Source organism: Achromobacter sp. (assembly GCF_049647645.1).
GTDB lineage: Bacteria > Pseudomonadota > Gammaproteobacteria > Burkholderiales > Burkholderiaceae_B > Achromobacter.
The window spans coordinates 32,252-49,145 of record NZ_JBARYB010000091.1 but is presented as its reverse complement, the minus strand read 5'-3'; the positions used below and the strand labels follow the sequence as shown (position 1 = coordinate 49,145).

The 16,894-nt window shown below is 66.9% G+C and carries 13 protein-coding genes; 11 read left to right on the top strand and 2 right to left on the bottom strand.

Annotated features, from left to right (window positions below):
* Nucleotides 1-132 precede the first annotated feature (132 nt).
* From WBB14_RS10655 to ltaE, 6 genes are all read left to right on the top strand, one after another.
* The gene (locus WBB14_RS10655) at nucleotides 133-2,022 is read left to right on the top strand and encodes a propionate--CoA ligase (RefSeq protein WP_424239793.1); all 1,890 of its coding nucleotides are present in this window, start codon (nucleotides 133-135) and stop codon (nucleotides 2,020-2,022) included.
* On the top strand, nucleotides 2,019-2,426 hold the full coding sequence (locus WBB14_RS10650; RefSeq protein WP_424239792.1) for a GlcG/HbpS family heme-binding protein: 408 nt from the start codon (nucleotides 2,019-2,021) through the stop codon (nucleotides 2,424-2,426). The genes WBB14_RS10655 and WBB14_RS10650 overlap by 4 nt, the downstream gene beginning before the upstream one ends.
* Nucleotides 2,423-3,763, top strand: a complete 1,341-nt coding sequence (locus WBB14_RS10645) for an MFS transporter (protein ID WP_424239791.1) — start codon at nucleotides 2,423-2,425, stop codon at nucleotides 3,761-3,763. Before WBB14_RS10650 ends, WBB14_RS10645 begins: the two co-directional genes overlap by 4 nt.
* A 224-nt stretch (nucleotides 3,764-3,987) precedes the next feature.
* The gene (acs, locus tag WBB14_RS10640) at nucleotides 3,988-5,967 is read left to right on the top strand and encodes an acetate--CoA ligase (protein ID WP_424239790.1); all 1,980 of its coding nucleotides are present in this window, start codon (nucleotides 3,988-3,990) and stop codon (nucleotides 5,965-5,967) included.
* A 153-nt stretch (nucleotides 5,968-6,120) separates the two neighbouring features.
* On the top strand, nucleotides 6,121-7,008 hold the full coding sequence (locus WBB14_RS10635) for a DMT family transporter (RefSeq protein ID WP_424239789.1): 888 nt from the start codon (nucleotides 6,121-6,123) through the stop codon (nucleotides 7,006-7,008).
* Nucleotides 7,009-7,043: 35 nt separating this feature from the next.
* Nucleotides 7,044-8,054, top strand: a complete 1,011-nt coding sequence (ltaE, locus tag WBB14_RS10630; protein WP_424239788.1) for a low-specificity L-threonine aldolase — start codon at nucleotides 7,044-7,046, stop codon at nucleotides 8,052-8,054.
* A 13-nt stretch (nucleotides 8,055-8,067) separates the two neighbouring features.
* Here the strand turns inward: ltaE and WBB14_RS10625 are convergent, their stop codons facing one another.
* Together WBB14_RS10625 and WBB14_RS10620 are read right to left on the bottom strand one after the other, a co-directional pair.
* Nucleotides 8,068-9,402, bottom strand: coding sequence for an aspartate aminotransferase family protein (locus tag WBB14_RS10625; protein WP_424239787.1), 1,335 nt, complete (start codon nucleotides 9,400-9,402; stop codon nucleotides 8,068-8,070).
* Between the two features lie 163 nt (nucleotides 9,403-9,565).
* Nucleotides 9,566-10,447 carry a GntR family transcriptional regulator gene (locus WBB14_RS10620; protein ID WP_424239786.1) on the bottom strand — a complete coding sequence of 294 codons (882 nt, stop codon included), beginning with the start codon at nucleotides 10,445-10,447 and terminating at the stop codon, nucleotides 9,566-9,568.
* Between the two features lie 161 nt (nucleotides 10,448-10,608).
* Between WBB14_RS10620 and WBB14_RS10615 the strand changes: the two genes are divergently transcribed.
* Genes WBB14_RS10615 through WBB14_RS10595 form a run of 5 tightly spaced genes read left to right on the top strand, consistent with a single transcriptional unit; the run spans nucleotide 10,609 to nucleotide 16,888 of the window.
* Entirely contained in the window at nucleotides 10,609-11,715 is a 1,107-nt protein-coding gene (locus WBB14_RS10615) for a C45 family autoproteolytic acyltransferase/hydolase (RefSeq protein WP_424239785.1), read from the top strand.
* A 49-nt stretch (nucleotides 11,716-11,764) separates the two neighbouring features.
* Nucleotides 11,765-13,336, top strand: coding sequence for an ABC transporter substrate-binding protein (locus tag WBB14_RS10610; protein ID WP_424239784.1), 1,572 nt, complete (start codon nucleotides 11,765-11,767; stop codon nucleotides 13,334-13,336).
* A 6-nt stretch (nucleotides 13,337-13,342) separates the two neighbouring features.
* Nucleotides 13,343-14,287, top strand: coding sequence for an ABC transporter permease (locus WBB14_RS10605; RefSeq protein ID WP_013392266.1), 945 nt, complete (start codon nucleotides 13,343-13,345; stop codon nucleotides 14,285-14,287).
* Nucleotides 14,288-14,294: 7 nt separating this feature from the next.
* On the top strand, nucleotides 14,295-15,116 hold the full coding sequence (locus WBB14_RS10600) for an ABC transporter permease (RefSeq protein WP_332010757.1): 822 nt from the start codon (nucleotides 14,295-14,297) through the stop codon (nucleotides 15,114-15,116).
* On the top strand, nucleotides 15,113-16,888 hold the full coding sequence (locus tag WBB14_RS10595) for an ABC transporter ATP-binding protein (protein WP_424239783.1): 1,776 nt from the start codon (nucleotides 15,113-15,115) through the stop codon (nucleotides 16,886-16,888). The genes WBB14_RS10600 and WBB14_RS10595 overlap by 4 nt, the downstream gene beginning before the upstream one ends.
* Nucleotides 16,889-16,894: the final 6 nt, after the last annotated feature.

Here is a 16,894-nt window from a genome sequence, read left to right as displayed (position 1 = left end):
GCAGCGTGGACATTTGGCAGAACATTTTGACTTGCGGCAAGCCTCGTGCAAGGTTTGCCTACCAGAATGACCAAAGGATTCGAGAAGAAATCAATCAGCCTTAAGGCGTAAGAAAGATAACAGGAGACATAAATGCAAAAAACCCGGGATTTCCATTACCGCTCGATTCATGACCGCGATGCGTTCTGGCGGGAAGAGGCCGGCCGCATACACTGGGAGACGCCTTTCGAGTCCGTGCTGGACTTCTCCCGGCCGCCGTTCGCGAAGTGGTTCACGGGCGGGCGCACCAACCTTTGCTATAACGCCGTCGACCGCTGGCTGCCGACCCAGGCCGACGCGCCGGCCCTGATCTGGGTATCCACCGAGGTGGAGCGCGAGCAAGTCTATACCCGCCAGGACGTCTACGAAGAGGTCAACGCCGCCGCCGCCATGCTCAAGGAGCTCGGGGTGGGGCGTGGCGACCGGGTGCTGCTCTACATGCCAATGGTGCCGGAAGCCGTGTTCACCATGCTGGCGTGCGCGCGGATCGGCGCGGTGCACTCGGTGGTGTTCGGCGGCTTCGCCTCGGTCAACCTGGCCCAGCGCATCGACGATGCGGCGCCCAAGGTGGTGGTCTGCACCGACGGCGGTTCGCGCGGCGGCAAGGTCGTGGCCTACAAGCCGCTGCTGGACCGCGCCTTGGCGCTGACCAAGACGCCGCCGGCCTCGGTGGTGGTGTTTGACCGCGGCCTGGCGCCGTTCGAGCCCGTGGCGGGGCGCGACCTGGACTACGCGACCTTGCGCCAGCGCCATCGGGGCGCCCGGGTGCCGGTGGAGTGGCTGGAGTCCTCCGAGCCCAGCTACATCCTCTATACCTCCGGCACCACGGGCAAGCCCAAGGGCGTGCAGCGCGATACCGGCGGCTATGCCGTGGCGCTGGCCTCGTCCATGGAATACCTGTTCGACGGCCGTGCCGGTGAAACCTTCTTCTGCACCAGCGACATCGGCTGGGTGGTGGGCCATTCCTACATCATCTACGGCCCGTTGATCGGCGGACAGGCGACGGTGCTGTATGAAGGCACGCCGGTGCGCCCCGACGGCGCCATCCTGTGGAAACTGGTGGAGCAGTTCGGCGTCAACACCTTGTTTTCGGCGCCGACCGCGGTGCGGGTGCTCAAGCGCCAGGATCCGGCGCTGCTCAAGCGCCACGACCTGTCCTCGCTGCGCGCGGTCTACCTGGCGGGCGAGCCGCTGGATGAGCCCACGGCGCAATGGATCTCCGGCGGCCTGGGCAAGCCCATCATCGACAATTACTGGCAGACGGAGTCGGGCTGGCCCATCCTGTCGGCCCAACCTGGCGTGGAAAAAGTGCCGACGCGTTTCGGCAGTCCGTCGTTCCCGGTATACGGCTTCGATGCGCGCATCGTCAGCGAGTCCACCGGCGAGGACCTGGGCCCCGACCAGAAGGGCGTGGTGGCCATCGTGCCGCCGCTGCCGCCCGGCGCCATGTCCACCATCTGGGGCGACGACGAGCGTTTCGTGCAGACCTACTTCACCTCCATTCCCGGCCGCCAGGTGTATTCGACCTTCGACTGGGGGCTAGTGGACGCCGACGGCTACTGGTTCATCCTGGGCCGCACCGACGATGTGATCAACGTGGCAGGCCATCGGCTAGGCACGCGCGAGATCGAGGAATCGGTCAACAGCCACAATGCGATCGCCGAATGCGCGGTGGTGGGCGTGGCCGACTCGCTCAAGGGACAGGTCGCGATGGCGTTCGCCGTGCTCAAGAATCCCGCGGGCGCCGAGACGGAGGAAGGGGCAAAGCGCCTGGAAGGCGATATCATGCGGCTGGTGGAAGATCAGCTGGGAGCCGTGGCGAGGCCCGCCAGGATCCGGTTCGTGGGCGCGTTGCCCAAGACCCGGTCCGGCAAGGTCCTGCGCCGCGCGATCGTCGCCGTATGCGAAGGGCGCGATCCCGGCGACCTGACCACCATGGAAGATCCATCCGCCCTGGAACAGATAAAGGAGTCGCTGCAATGAACACCAAGCCCGTGCTGACCGCCGAAGACGTCAAGAAGATTTTGGCCGCGGCCGAAGCGCACGCCCTGCAGAACAAGTGGGCGGTCGCCATCGCTGTCGTCGACGATGGCGGGCACCTGATGGGCATGCTGCGCCTGGACGGTGTGGCGCCGATTTCCTCCCACATTGCGCCGGCCAAGGCCAAGACGGCGGCCATGGGCTGCCGCGAATCGCGCATCTACGAAGAAATCATCAACAACGGGCGCTATTCGTTCCTGTCGGCGCCGCTCCTCGAAGGCATGTTGGAGGGCGGCGTGCCGATCGTGGCCAACGGCCAGGTCGTGGGCGCAGTCGGCGTGTCGGGCGTGAAGTCGACTGAAGACGCACTGATCGCTCAAGCTGGCATCGCCGCACTGGGCCTATGAGCCACGGCGAGCCGTCGGAAGCGCCGGCTGGCGCTTCCGCGCAGAACGCCGGAGCAGGGGGCGACGGCCCCCTGAATCCTGGCGTGGCCAAACGCGAAGTCTGGGCCTGGGCCATGTACGACTTCGCCAATTCCGGCTACACCACCGTCATCCTCACGGCGGTGTTCAGCACTTATTTCGTCGGTGTGGTCGGCGGGCGCGCGCCCTGGGCCACGCTGGCCTGGACTGCGGCGCTGTCGCTGTCCTATCTGCTCATCATGCTGACCATGCCCACCCTGGGCGCCCGCGCCGATGTGCGCGCCAGCAAGCGCCGCCTGCTCTTCACGAGCACGGTGGGCTGCGTGGCCGCCACGCTGGTGCTGACGCAGGCCGGGCCTGGTGATGTCTGGCTGGCGCTGGCCGCCATCGTCATCTCCAACTACTGCTACTGCGTCGGCGAATCCGTGGTTGCGGCCTTTCTGCCCGAATTGGCTCGGCCGTCCGCGCTGGGACGAGTCTCGGGTTGGGGCTGGAGCTTCGGCTATTGCGGCGGCATGCTCACGCTGGGCTTGTCCCTGGTCGTTGTGACCTTGGCCGAGGCGCGTGGCGAAACCGCCGAGCATTTCGTGCCCTGGGTCATCGTCGTCACCTGCGCGGTGTTCGCGCTGGCGGCGCTGCCGTCGTTCTTCCTGCTGCGCGAACGCGCCAAGCCGCAGGCCCGCAAGCAGGAAGCCCTGCATATGCTCAAGCGCCTGGCCTATGCCTGGCGCGAAACCGGCCAGCACTTTCCGGAATTCCGCCGGCTGTTGATGTGCATCGCCTGCTATCAGGCGGGGATCTCGGTGGTGATCACGCTGGCCGCGGTCTATGCCTCGGAGGTCATGGGCTTCACCACGCCGCAGATCATGCTGCTGGTGTTCACCGTGAACATCGGCGCGGCGGCCGGCGCGTTCTCCTTCGGCTATGTGCAGGACCGCATCGGCCACAAGCCGGCGCTGGCCGTGACGCTGTGCGGCTGGATCGTGATGGTGCTGGTGGCCTACGCCGCCGTGACCGCGCCTGTGTTCTGGGTGGCTGCCACATTGGCCGGTTTGTGCATGGGCACCACGCAGAGCGCCGGCCGGGCCATGACTGGCGCGCTGGCTCCCGCCGGCCGGCTGGCCGAGTTCTACTCGCTGTGGACCTTCGCGGTGCAATTGGCCGCGGTGATCGGTCCCCTCACTTACGGCCTGGTGACCTGGGCCACGCATGGCAACCACCGCCTCGCGATCCTGGTGACCGGCCTGTTCTTCGTGGGCGGCCTCATCCTTTTGTCGCGCGTGGACGTGAAGCGCGGGCTGGCGCGGCGCGCGGCTTGAGGCGCGCCGTTCGACCAGACCGCGCCGGCTGCTATCCTTATGGACTGTCCGGTGACGTCGCAGCGACTGGCGGCGGCACGCCTTGATTGCCCGGCGCCGACCTTGCGCCGCGGGCTCCGGCCCGCATTTTGCGTAAGGTGCCCGTAAGAGCGTGGCGATACGGTTGCGGTTGGGTAATGAACAAGCGGCACAAACAACAGAATTACCGATTGGAGACAAAAATCATGTCGAACGCTATTGAGTCCGTACTGGTGGAAACCCGGGTGTTCCCGCCGCCCGAGCGCGCCGCACAAGGCGCCGCGATTCCCAGCATGGAGGCCTACAACGCGCTGTGCGCGCAGGTCGAGAACGATTTCGACGGATTTTGGGCCGGGCAGGCGCGCGACAACCTGCAATGGACCAAGCCGTTCACGCAAGTCCTGGATGAATCGGATGCGCCGTTCTACCGCTGGTTCGGCGACGGCGAACTGAACGTGTCGGCCAACTGTCTGGACGTGCACCTGACCAACGGCAACGCCGACAAGACCGCCATCATCTTCGAAACCGACGACGGCAAGGTCGACAAGGTCAGCTACCGCGAACTGCTGGCGCGCGTTTGCCGCTTCGCCAACGGCCTGGCGGCGCTGGGCTACAAGAAGGGCGACCGCGCCATCATCTACATGCCCATGTCGATCGAAGCCGTGGTGGCCATGCAGGCCTGCGCGCGCCTGGGCGTGACGCACTCGGTGGTGTTCGGCGGCTTCTCGGCCAAGAGCCTGCAGGAGCGCATCATGGACGTGGGCGCGTCGCTGGTCATCACTGCCGACGAGCAGGTGCGCGGCGGCAAGACCATCCCGCTCAAGCCCGCCGTGGAAGAAGCCTTCACCATGGGCGGCTGCGAGGCCGTGACCAAGGTCATCGTGTACCGCCGCACCGGCGGCAAGGTGCAATGGAACGAAGGCCGCGACCTCTGGATGCACGACGTCGAGGCCGGCCAACCCGACACCTGCGAGCCCGTGCCGGTCAACGCCGAGCACCCGCTCTTCATCCTCTACACCTCCGGCTCCACCGGCAAGCCCAAGGGCGTGCAGCATTCCTCGGCCGGCTACCTGCTGTGGGCGCTGTTGACGGTGAAGTGGACCTTCGACGCCCGCAAGGACGACGTGTATTGGTGCACGGCCGACGTGGGCTGGGTCACCGGCCACACCTACATCACCTACGGCCCGCTGGCGGCCGGCCTGACCCAGGTCGTGTTCGAAGGCGTGCCGACCTATCCCAACGCCGGCCGCTTCTGGGACATGATCGCGCGCCACAAGGTCACCACCTTCTACACGGCGCCCACCGCGATCCGCTCGCTGATCAAGGCCGCCGAGGCCGCGCCCGAAGCGCACCCGAAGAACTACGACCTGGACAGCCTGCGCATCATCGGCACGGTGGGCGAGCCCATCAATCCCGAAGCCTGGATGTGGTATCACAAGAACATCGGCCGCGAACGCTGCCCCATCGTGGATACCTGGTGGCAGACCGAGACCGGCGGCCACATGATCACCCCGCTGCCGGGCGCCACGCCGACCAAGCCGGGTTCCTGCACCTTGCCGCTGCCGGGCATCGCCGCCGCCATCGTCGACGAGACGGGCGGCGATGTGGAGCAGGGCAATGGTGGCTTCCTGGTCATCAAGCGCCCCTGGCCCGCCATGATCCGCAACATCTGGGGTGACCCGGAGCGTTTCAAGAAGAGCTACTTCCCGCCCGAATTGCGCGGCTACTACCTGGCTGGCGACGGCGCGCAGCGCGATGCTGACGGCTACTTCTGGATCATGGGCCGCATCGACGACGTGTTGAACGTGTCGGGCCACCGCCTGGGCACGATGGAGGTCGAGTCGGCCCTGGTTGCGCACGAGCTGGTAGCGGAAGCCGCCGTGGTGGGCCGCCCCGACGACACCACCGGCGAAGCCGTGGTGGCCTTCGTGGTGCTCAAGCGTTCGCGTCCGGAAGGCGACGAGGCGCAAGCCATCGCCAAGGTGCTGCGCGACTGGGTGGCCAAGGAAATCGGCCCCATCGCCAAGCCCAAGGACATCCGCTTCGGCGACAACCTGCCCAAGACGCGCTCGGGCAAGATCATGCGCCGCCTGTTGCGCGTGGTCGCCAAGGGCGAGGAAATCACGCAGGACGTTTCCACGCTGGAGAACCCGGCCATCCTGGAACAGCTAGCCAAGTCCCTGTGATCGTTCCCGTCCGCATGATGGACGGGAATGGCCTGCCTGTGACCGCCAACGTTGGTAAGGCAGGCGCATAATGTCATACGCCCGTATCGGAACCGCCGGTACGGGCGTATTTGCTTTTCCGCGTCCAGAATTCATTCCTACGGAGCCGTGCCAGTGAGCCGCAGCAGTTTCGATCGTGCAGGGCTAGCCCTGATGTTCAGCACCATTCTGGTCTGGGCGGGCAGCTGGATCGCGATGAAACTGATCGTCCCCTACATCGGCCCGTTCGACTTCGTGGCGCTGCGCTACGTGACGGGCGGCCTGGTGCTGTTCGCGCTGGCCTTCGCGATGCGGCGTCCGCTGGCGATGCCGCCATGGAAGCTGACCTTGCTGATCGGCCTGACCCAGACGGCCGGGTTCCAGGGCTTCGTGCAGACGGCCCTGGTGTCGGGCGGCGTGGGCAAGGTCTCGCTCATGGCCTACACGATGCCGTTCTGGGTAATCCTGTTTGCCTGGTGGTTCCTGGGCGAACGCCCCGCGGCGCGGCATGGGCTGGGCATCGCCCTGGCTGCCATTGGGCTGATCTGCTTCGTGGAGCCCTGGAACGGCTTGGGTGATATCCGTCCCGTGCTGTTGGGCCTGGGCAGCGGTCTGTGCTGGGGCGTGGGCACCGTATTGTCCAAGCGTATGTTCGAGCGGCACGCGCCCGACGTAATGACGTTCACGGCCTGGCAGATGCTGCTGGGCGGGCTGGTCATGACGCCTGTCGCCTTTCTGGTGCCGCAGATGCCGGCACAATGGGGCTGGCAGCTCTGGACCGGCATGGCCTACATCGTGCTGATCGCGACGGCCGCGGGTTGGCTGTTGTGGCTGCTGGTGGTACGCCTGGTGCCGGCTTCGATCGCCGGCCTGTCCAGCCTGGGCGTGCCCGTCGTGGCCATGCTGTTCGCCTGGGCGCTGTTGTCCGAACAGCCCACTGCGGCCGAACTGGGCGGCATGGCGCTGATCCTGGCCGGCATATGGGTGGTGAGCCGCGCCGCCCCGGCGGTGCGCGCCGATTAATCTTTTCAGAATTCTTTTCCATTCCAGGATTTCCCATGATCGATCTGCGTAGCGACACCGTCACCCGGCCATCCGCGGCCATGCTGCAGGCCATGGTCTGCGCGCCCTTGGGCGATGACGTGATGGGCGACGACCCGACCGTGATCCGCTTGCAGGAAGCGGTTGCCGAACGCACGGGCAAGGCGGCGGGCCTGTTCTTTCCGTCCGGCACGCAAAGCAATCTGGGGGCGCTGATGGCCCACTGCGAGCGCGGCGACGAGTATCTGGTGGGCCAGCTCGCGCACACCTACAAGTACGAAGGGGGCGGCGCGGCCGTGCTGGGCAGCATCCAGCCGCAGCCCGTCGAGCACGCGGCGGACGGCTCCCTGCCGCTGGAAAAATTGGCTGCGGCGCTCAAACCGGAAGGCGATGCGCACTTCGCCCGCACCCGCCTGCTGGCGCTGGAGAACACCTTCCATGGCAAGCTGATACCCGCCGACTACGTGCAGGCCGCGACCGACTGGGCGCGCCAGCACGGGCTGGCTACCCATCTGGACGGCGCCCGCGTGTTCAACGCGGCAGTGGCCAGCGGCAAGCCGGTGGCCGACCTGTGCCAGCCCTTCGATTCGGTGTCCATCTGCTTTTCGAAAGGGTTGGGCGCGCCGGTGGGCTCGGTGCTGGTGGGCAGCGTCGATCTCATCGCCCGCGCCCGCCGCTGGCGCAAGATGCTGGGCGGCGGCTTGCGCCAGGCCGGCGTGCTGGCCGCGGGCTGCCTGTATGCGCTGGAGCACAACGTGGAGCGTCTTGCCGATGACCACGACAACGCCCGCCTGCTGGCGCAGGGGCTGCGCGGCATTGCGGGCGTCAAGGTATTGAGCCAGGACACCAACATGGTGTTCGCCGAGTTCGAACCGGCGCGCTGCGAGGCGTTGACGGCCAAGCTGGCCGCCGATGGCATCCAGATGCGGGCCGTCTACGGCGGCCCCACGCGCCTGGTCACGCACCTGGACGTGTCCGCCGCGGACGTGCGGCAGGTGGTCCAGGCGGTGGCGCGGCACCTGGCATAGCCAGGGCCGGCGCTCAGGCTTCCGCGCGCAGCACGTCCGACAGCACAGAGAACAATTCGTCGATCTGCGCGCGTTCGATGATAAGCGGGGGTGACAGCAGCATGGTGTCGCCGGCGGAGCGGATCAGGCAGCCGCGTTCCAGGCAGGCCTGGTGCACGGCGTAGGCCCGCTGGCCGGGCTTGCCTTCCAGCGGCTCCAGCTCGATGGCGGCCAGCAGGCCGATGTTGCGGATGTCCACCACGTGCGGCAGTCCTTTCAGGCCGTGCGCGGCATCCTCCCAATAGCGCCAGAGTTCGCGGCTGCGCTGGAACAGGCCCTCGCGCCGGCAGATGTCCAGCGTCGCCAGGCCGGCGGCGCAGGCCACCGGGTGGCCGGAATAGGTATAGCCATGGGACAGTTCGATGGCGCTGTCCGGTCCTTGCATGAAGGCGTCGTAGACATGCTGCTGCACCAGCGTCGCGCCCATCGGGATGGCGCCATTGGTCAGCCCCTTGGCGCTGGTGATGATGTCCGGCGTGACGCCGAAGTGCGATGAGGCGAAGGCGCCGTCGATGCGGCCGAAGGCGCAGATCACTTCATCGAAGATCAGCAGGATGCCGTGCGCGTCGCAAATCTGCCGCAGCTTCTGCAGGTAGCCTTTGGGCGGCACCAGCACGCCAGTCGAGCCTGCCACGGGTTCCACGATGACGGCGGCGATGGTGGACGCGTCATGCAGCGCGACGATGCGCTCCAGCGTATCGGCCAGGTGGGCGCCCCAATCGGGTTGGCCGCGCGTGTAGGCCATCTGGCTGCGGTCATAGGTGTGCGGCAGGTGGTCCACATAGGGCAGTAAATTGCCGAAGGGCTTGCGGTGGCCGGCGATGCCCGATACCGATAGCCCGCCGAAACCCACGCCATGGTACGAACGCTCGCGTCCGATCAGGCGCACTCGCTGGCCCTGGCCGCGCGCGCGGTGATAGCCCAGCGCGATCTTCAGCGCGGTATCCACCGCTTCGGAACCGGAGTTCGAGAAGAACACGTTGGAGAATCCGGCGGGCGCTTCCTGGCGCAAGGCCTCGGCCAGCTCAAAGGCCAGGGGATGGCTCATCTGGAACGACGGCGCGTAGTCCAGTTCGTGGGCGGTGCGGGCGATGGCGTCGACGATTTCAGGGCGGCGGTGCCCGGCGTTCACGCACCACAGGCCGGCAATACCGTCCAGCACGCGGCGCCCGTCCGGCCGGATGTAATGCATGCCTTCGGCCGCGCTGAACAGCACGGGTGCGCGCTTGTACCGCCGGTTCGCGGTGAAAGGCATCCAATAGGCTTCGGCGTTGATGGCGGGGGTGGGGTGAGACGCTGAGGAGGACATGGGAGATCCTGCTTTGGAGATGTTCGGGCTCTCTATTTTGTATTAATAGAATTATAAATACAATATGGGTGAGCCATATGCCTCCCGAAGAGGCGCACGTCGGGCGTGCCGGCGGTTCGACGCGCAGCGCTTGGGCACGTAGGCCCGTGGGGTGAGCCTTCCCCTAGGAGACTTGCAGCGACGTCTTCAAATGGCGCCGCATGAGTTGGGAAGCCCATTCCTGGTCGCCGGCCTCGAGGGCGTCGATGATCTGCAGGTGTTCGCTGCTGGAATTGACGAAGCGCGCGTCGCGGTAGAACGCGGCATGCTCTTCCAGCCGGCGCAGCTGGTTCTGCTGCTGCACCGCCTGCAGGATGTAGCGGTTGCCGGAAAAGCGGGCAAGCATCTCGTGGAACGAGGCGTTGAGATTGAAGAATTCAGTGGCCGAGATGTCGGCATCGCAGCGCGCGGCCAGGGCTTCATGCGCGGCGCGCATGCGCGTGAGCGCCTCCCGGTCGAGGCGGAACGTGGGTTCCAGCAGGCCGGCGCATTCGATGGTCATGCGGAACCGGTAGCTCTCATTGAGCGCGTCGCGGTTTTCCAGCGACGGCGAAAATTGCCAGCCGTGTCCCTTGCGCTTTTCGATCAGGCCGTCCGCGGAGAGCTGCAGCAGGGTCTTGGCCAGCACGCTGCGCGGCGCCGGATAGCGCTGCTGCAGGTCGCGCTCGGTAAAGGTCTCCGGCAGCACGCGCGCGGCGCGGTCGTCGATCAGGCGGCGGTACAACTCGTCCTGCGTGGGGCCGGCGCCCTCGATGGCAGGAGGCGCCGCGGCGGCATGGGCCGCCACCGTGTAGCCGCTGTTGGGGCGATGCGTGATGAGGCCTTGCGCGGCCAGCAGCCTGAGCGCGCCGCGCACTGGCGTGCGCGACACCTCGTAGCCTGCCGCCAGCGTTTCCTCCGACAGGTGGTCGCCGGGCGCGTAACGCCGGGCCACGATGTCTTCCGCGATGTGGCGCGCCAGATCGACTTGCAGCGGAGTGGGGCGGGCGGGAGCGGCGTTGGGCATGGGGGAACGGACGCGAGTGGCGACGGAGTCGGAATGGTACCGGAGAGCTTCGGCTGCGGACTTTGTGATGATGGCTTCGGGGAAACCCTTGTATTGAACTTTTTAATATATTAGTACAAAATTTGCCGGTCTTTATGAATCTCCCGCCGGAGCCTTGAGCCGTGACTTTGCCTACCCCTTTCCCCCTGGTCGACGTACAGGGCAGTCCCTATGAGCGGGGCCGTCAGCATGGCGCCGCCGTCCCCGAGCGCGTAGCGCGCAGCGTGGCTCTCTACTGCGGGCAGCTGGAGCGGCGCGGGGTCGCCGCGGACCGCCTGAAGGAATTGGCCGCCGCCATGGTGCCGGTGGTGGGCGACTATGACGCGGCCTACCTGGAAGAACTGCGCGGCATCGCCGACGGATCGGGCCAGGCGCTGGAGGACGTGGTGGTCATCAACTGCCGCACCGAAATGATGTTCGGCCATGCCGAGCTGGGCCGCGCCCGCAAGGGGCTGGATGACGGCTGCACCGGCCTGATCGTGCTGCCCGAGGCCGCCGCAGGCGGCAAGCTCATGCATGCCCACAACTGGGATTGGCGCGAGGAGTGCGTCGACACCGGCATCGTCCTGCGCATGCGGCGCGAGGACGGCCCCGATCTCTTGATGTTCACCGAGGCGGGCAGCCTGGCGCGCCATGGTTTCAACAGCGCGGGCGTTTCCCTGTCGGGCAACTTCCTGTCCTGCGAGCACGATTACCAGCGTCCCGCCGAGGTGCCGCTGGTGCTGGTGCGGCGCAAGATGCTGGAAGCCACCAACATCTGCAACGCCATGAAGGTGCTGTGGGCGTCGCGGCGTTTCTGCTCCAACAACCTGATGCTGGCGCAAGCCCAGGGAGAGTCCGTGGACCTGGAATGCTCGCCTGACGAGATCTTCTGGATCACGCCCGAGGACGGCCTGCTGGTCCACGCCAACCACTGGATCAGCCCGCCCGCGCGCGCCAAGCTGTTCGACAAGGGCCTGGCCGCCAATCCGGATTCGATCTACCGCCAACGCCGCGTGCAGGACATGCTGGCGCGCGCGGCCGGCAGCATCGACTGGGACACGGTCAAGCGCATCCTGGCCGACGACTTCGCCGCCCCGGACGGCGTGCTGCGTTCGCCCAAGCCCGCCAGCTTCGACAGCATCTCGGCCACGGTGGCCACCACCTTGATGGAGCCGGCGAGCGGCGTGATGTGGATCGCGCGCAAGCCCTACGAAGGACGCAACTTCGCTGAGTACCGGCTCTTCTGAGCCGGCCCCAGACCCCTATGCGGCGAGCGCCGCACCTGGAGTGATCCCCATGAATTCGCATGCTTCGCGCGTCAAGAATGCGCTGCTGTTGTCCGCCGCTCTGGCTGGCGCCATGGCCGGCATGCCCGCCACGGTGCGGGCGCAGGCCGCCGTTCCCGAAATCCGCTACGCCGAAGGTTCGGGCACGCCCACCACGCTGCCCGGCGGGCGTTCCCGCAACACCTCCACCGACAACGTGCTGGCGCACGTGGTGGAGTCCCTGGTGGCGCTGCGCGCCGACATGAGCGTGGCCCCCATGCTGGCGGACAGCTGGACGCTGTCCGACGACAAGCGCGCCTATACCTTCAAGCTGCGCCAGGGCGTCACTTTCCACGACGGCACGCCGATGACCTCGGCCGACGTCAAATGGACCTACGACTATCTGAACGGCGCCCAGTCCGAGTATTCCTGCAAGAACCTCTACGACGGCAGCAAGGGCGCCAAGGTCGTGGCGGTGGAAACGCCCGATCCGGCCACCGTGGTGTTCAAGCTCGACCAGCCCTACGCGCTATTCCTGGACCAGATGGCCAGCGTCCAGTGCCCCATGCCGGTGCTGAGCGCCAAAAGCGTGGACGCCGACGGCAAGTGGGCCAAACCCATCGGCACCGGTCCCTACGTCCTCGCCGAATGGAAGAAGGAGCAGTATCTGCTGCTGACGCCGTACGCGGGCTACAAGCCGCGCGAGGAAGCGCCCAGCGGCATGGCCGGCAGGAAGACCGCGCAGGCCAACGTGCGCTTCGTTGTGATTCCGGACGCCGCGGCGCAGAAGGCGGCCCTGATGGCGGGGCAGGTGGACGCCTACAACGCCGACGAAGACAATCTTCCGGTCAAGGATCCGCGCTGGAACATCGTTACCGAGCAGGGGCTGGATACCGTCAACCTGCTGATGCAGACGCGCGCGCCCTTGTTGTCGGATGTGAACATGCGCCGCGCCATCGCGCTGGCGCTGGATTTCCCCGGCATTGCCCGGGCTCTGAACAACGGTCAGGCGGCCTACAACCCGTCCCTGGTGCCCGCGGCCAGCTCGTACTACTCCGAGGCCGACCGCGCCGGCTACGAGAAGAACCTGAAAGAGGTCAAGCGTCTGCTCGACGCCGCCGGCTATCGCGGCGAACCCTTGAAGCTGCAGGCCAACAAGCGCTATCCCTATCTGTACCGGGTCGCGGTGGTGACGCAGCAGTTGCTGGGCAAGGCCGGCATCAAGGCCGAACTGGACATGCTGGAGTGGGGCACCCAGGTGACCAACTTCCGCGAAGGAAAATTCCAGCTGATGGCATTCGCCTATTCGGCGCGCACCGAGCCCGCGCTGATGTTCCGCGACGTGATCGGCGACAAGTCCAAGACGCCCATGGCCCAATGGGAAAGCCCCGAAGCCGCCGCCATTCTGGAAGGCATCGAGGCCGAGTCCGATCCCGCCGTGCGCAAGCAGGCGTTCGACAAGCTGCATGCCTTGATGCTGCGCGACACGCCGCTGCTGATGTACTACAACAAGCCGGGCTATGTCGTGGTCTCCAGCAAGTTGCAGGGTTTTACGGGCTGGCCGCTGCGCAAGCCGCGTTTCTTCAACGTGACCAAGAACTGAGGCGCCGTGCTGGGCTATCTACTCAAGCGCATCGCGGCGTCGGTGCCCACCGTGATCGTGGTCACGGTGCTGGTGTTCGCGCTGATCCGCGCGATTCCCGGGGATCCGGCTTCGCTGATGCTGGGCGATATCGACAACCCCGCGCTGCTGGCCGAGATGCGCCACGCCCTGGGGCTGGACCGCCCGGTGGGCGAGCAGTTCCTGATCTGGGTGGGCAACGCGCTGCAGGGCGACCTGGGCATGTCCATCGCGCGGCGAGAGCCAGTGATGCATCTGGTGCTGACGCATTTCGCGGTGACGGCCCAGGTGGTGCTGACGGCGACGCTGCTGGCCTGCCTGGTGGCGGTGCCCGCCGGCATGGTTGCCGCCTGGCGCCAGAATCGCCGCGCCGACACCGCCATCGTGTCGACTTCGATCCTGTTCGTGTCCATGCCCAGCTTCTGGGTCGGCATCCTTCTGATCTGGCTGTTCGGCGTGAAGCTCAACTGGCTGCCGGTGTATGGCTTTGAATCCATCGCCCAGGGCGGCCTGGGCGCGGCGCGCTATCTGGTGCTGCCGGTATGCGCCATCGTGCTGACTGAGATCGCCGCCATCACGCGCATGATGCGGGCCAGCACCATCGAGACGCTGCGGCTGGAATACGTGGCGCATGCGCGCGCCAAGGGCCTGCCGGAAAAGCGCGTCATGCTGCGCCACGTGCTGCCCAATTCGTTCGGCCCGACCCTGACGGTGATCGGCCTGATGCTAGGCCATCTGCTGTCGGGCGCCGCGGTGATCGAGACCGTGTTCACGCTGCCCGGCATAGGCCGTCTGCTGGTGGAGAGCATCTATGCGCGGGACTATCCCGTGGTGCAGGGCTGCCTGCTGTTCATCGCGCTGTTGTACGTGGCGGTCAATCTGGTGGTGGATTTGCTGTATCCGCTGTTCGACCCGCGCGTGAAGCTTCAATAGGATCATCATGGGCTTTAGACATACCAATGCCGTCCTGGGCGGAGCGCTGGTCGGCGGCGTCGTGCTGCTGGCCCTGGTCGGGCTGGTGTACACGCCGCACGATCCGCTGGAAGGCGACCTGCTGGCGCGCTTTTCGCCGCCGTCGGCGGAGTACTGGCTGGGCACCGACGAGTTCGGCCGCGACGTGCTGTCGCGGCTGATGGCGGGGGCCGGCGTCAGCGTGGCGGTCAGCGTGTTTTCCGTGTTGTTGGCGCTGCTGCTGGGCACGACCATAGGCGTCACGGCGGGCTATGCGGGCGGCTGGGTCGACCGCGGCATCACGGTGCTGGTGGAATCGCTGATGGCATTTCCCGGCTTGTTGCTCGCGCTGGGCATCATGACGGTGCTGGGCCCCTCCAAATGGGGCGTGGTGCTGGCGCTGGGCCTGGCGTATTCGCCCTCGGTGTCGCGCATCGCGCGCGGCGCCGCGTTGTCCTTGCGGCAGCGCGATTTCGTCATTGCTTCGCGCGCGACCGGGCACAGCGGTGTGTGGACGGTATTCCGCCACGTGCTGCCCAACTGCCTGCCGCCGCTGCTGATCTTCGCGACCTCCATTTTCGGTTCCGCCCTGCTGGCCGAAAGCGCGCTGAGCTTTCTCGGCCTGGGCGTGCCGCCGCCGCTGGCCACCTGGGGCGGCATGCTGTCCGAGAGCCGCAACGCCATGGACCAGGCCATCTGGCTGGCGGTGTTTCCGGGCGCCATGATTTCCCTGAGCCTGTTGGGCATCAACCTGCTCGGCGACGCGGTGCGCGACCTGCTGGATCCGCGCATGCGGGGGGTGATGGCATGAATGCTGCGCAACCCCTGCTGTCCGTGCGCGATCTGGAGATCCGCTTTCCCGGCAAGCGCGACGCCGCGCCGGTGGTGAACCGCGTGTCGTTCGACCTGCACGCCGGCGAATCGCTGTCCATCGTCGGCGAATCCGGCAGCGGCAAGACGCTGATTGGCAAGACCTTGCTGGGCCTGTTGCCGGACTCGGCCCGCATCGCCGGCGGACAGGCCCTGTTCGATGGCCAGGACCTGCTGCGGCAGGCGCCGCGCGATTGGCTGGCGGTGCGAGGCACCGGCATAGGCATGGTATTTCAGGAGCCGATGGTGTCGCTCAACCCCGCGTTCCGCGTGGGCGAGCAACTGATCGAGGCGCTGGTGCTGCGACGTGGCATGGCGCGGCGCGCGGCCTGGGACGAGGCCGTGCGGATGTTGGAGCGCGTGCGCGTGCGTGACGCGCAGGATTGCATGAAGCGTTACCCGCATGAATTCTCGGGCGGGATGCGGCAGCGCATCCTGCTGGCCGGCGTGATGCTGCTCAAACCACGCCTGCTGATTGCGGACGAACCCACCACGGCGCTGGATTGCGTGGTGCAGAAGGAAGTGCTGGACCTGATGTGCGAACTGACGCGCGAGGAGGGCACGGCGCTGGTCTTCATCAGCCACAACCTGGCGCTGGTGGCCGCGTACACGCAGCGCGTGCTGGTCATGTGCCGCGGCCGGGCGGTCGAGACCGGGCCGGTGGCCGAGGTGCTGTCGCGGCCGGCCGATCCATACACGCTCAGCCTGCTGGACGCGCTGCCCAAGCGCGGCCCGGCGCGCGCCGCCGCGGAGGGGCCGCCCATCCTGCAGGTAGACGGACTGGCGATCGACTACTCGGTGCGCGAGGGCTGGTTCCGCAAGCGCGCGGTGCGTGCCGTGCACCGCGCCACGTTCGCGGTGGCGCCGGGGGAAACGCTGGCCATCGTCGGTGAATCGGGCAGCGGCAAGACCACGGTCATGATGTCCATCCTGGGACTGGTGCCGCAGGCGCGGGGGCGCATCGAACTGGACGGCCAGGCCTTGCCCGCAGGCGGTACGGGCCAAGCCTGGCAAGCGGCGCGCAGGCGCGTGCAGATGGTGTTCCAGGATCCCTATTCATCGCTGGATCCGCGCATGACCATCGGCGACCTGGTGGGCGAGGGCTTGCGGCTGGAAGCCAACTTGACGGCCGAGGCCCGGCGCAAGCGCGTGGCGGAGGCGCTGCGGGACGTGGGTCTGGGCGACGACTACGCGGAGCGCTATGCGCACGAGTTGTCCGGCGGACAGCGTCAGCGGGTGGCCATCGCCCGGGCGCTGGTGCTGCGGCCCGAGGTCATCATCGCGGATGAACCGGTGTCGGCGCTCGACGTCACCGTGCAGAAGCAGGTGCTGGAGACATTGATGTCGCTGCAGCGCTCCCACGGTTTCGCCTGCCTGCTGATATCGCACGATCTGGGCGTGGTGGAGCAGATCGCCGACCGCGTGGTGGTGATGCTGCGCGGCCATATCGTCGAAGAAGGCACGCGTGACGAAGTGTTCGACCGGCCGACGCATCCTTACACGCGCCGCTTGCTGCAAGCGGTGCCGGAATTGCGCGGCAGCCGGGCCGAAGGCTTTCGCGTGGAGGTGCGCGACTTGCCTGCGGGGCAAGAGCGCGACGAGGCCGACTACTTCGATCCATCGGCCGCGCAGAGCCTGCCGTCGATGACGGCGGTGTTCGAATCCGGCGCCACCCACCGGGTGGCCCTGGCCACTGCCGCAGCCGGGGCCTGAAGCGCG

Bases quoted from the DNA above. Each gene is read 5' to 3' on its own strand.
- WBB14_RS10655 (WP_424239793.1), top strand. From the start codon at position 133: ATGCAAAAAACCCGGGATTTCCATTACCGCTCGATTCATGACCGCGAT.
- WBB14_RS10650 (WP_424239792.1), top strand. From the start codon at position 2,019: ATGAACACCAAGCCCGTGCTGACCGCCGAAGACGTCAAGAAGATTTTG.
- WBB14_RS10645 (WP_424239791.1), top strand. From the start codon at position 2,423: ATGAGCCACGGCGAGCCGTCGGAAGCGCCGGCTGGCGCTTCCGCGCAG.
- acs (WP_424239790.1), top strand. From the start codon at position 3,988: ATGTCGAACGCTATTGAGTCCGTACTGGTGGAAACCCGGGTGTTCCCG.
- ltaE (WP_424239788.1), top strand. From the start codon at position 7,044: ATGATCGATCTGCGTAGCGACACCGTCACCCGGCCATCCGCGGCCATG.
- WBB14_RS10625 (WP_424239787.1), bottom strand. From the start codon at position 9,402: ATGTCCTCCTCAGCGTCTCACCCCACCCCCGCCATCAACGCCGAAGCC.
- WBB14_RS10620 (WP_424239786.1), bottom strand. From the start codon at position 10,447: ATGCCCAACGCCGCTCCCGCCCGCCCCACTCCGCTGCAAGTCGATCTG.
- WBB14_RS10610 (WP_424239784.1), top strand. From the start codon at position 11,765: ATGAATTCGCATGCTTCGCGCGTCAAGAATGCGCTGCTGTTGTCCGCC.
- WBB14_RS10600 (WP_332010757.1), top strand. From the start codon at position 14,295: ATGGGCTTTAGACATACCAATGCCGTCCTGGGCGGAGCGCTGGTCGGC.
- WBB14_RS10595 (WP_424239783.1), top strand. From the start codon at position 15,113: ATGAATGCTGCGCAACCCCTGCTGTCCGTGCGCGATCTGGAGATCCGC.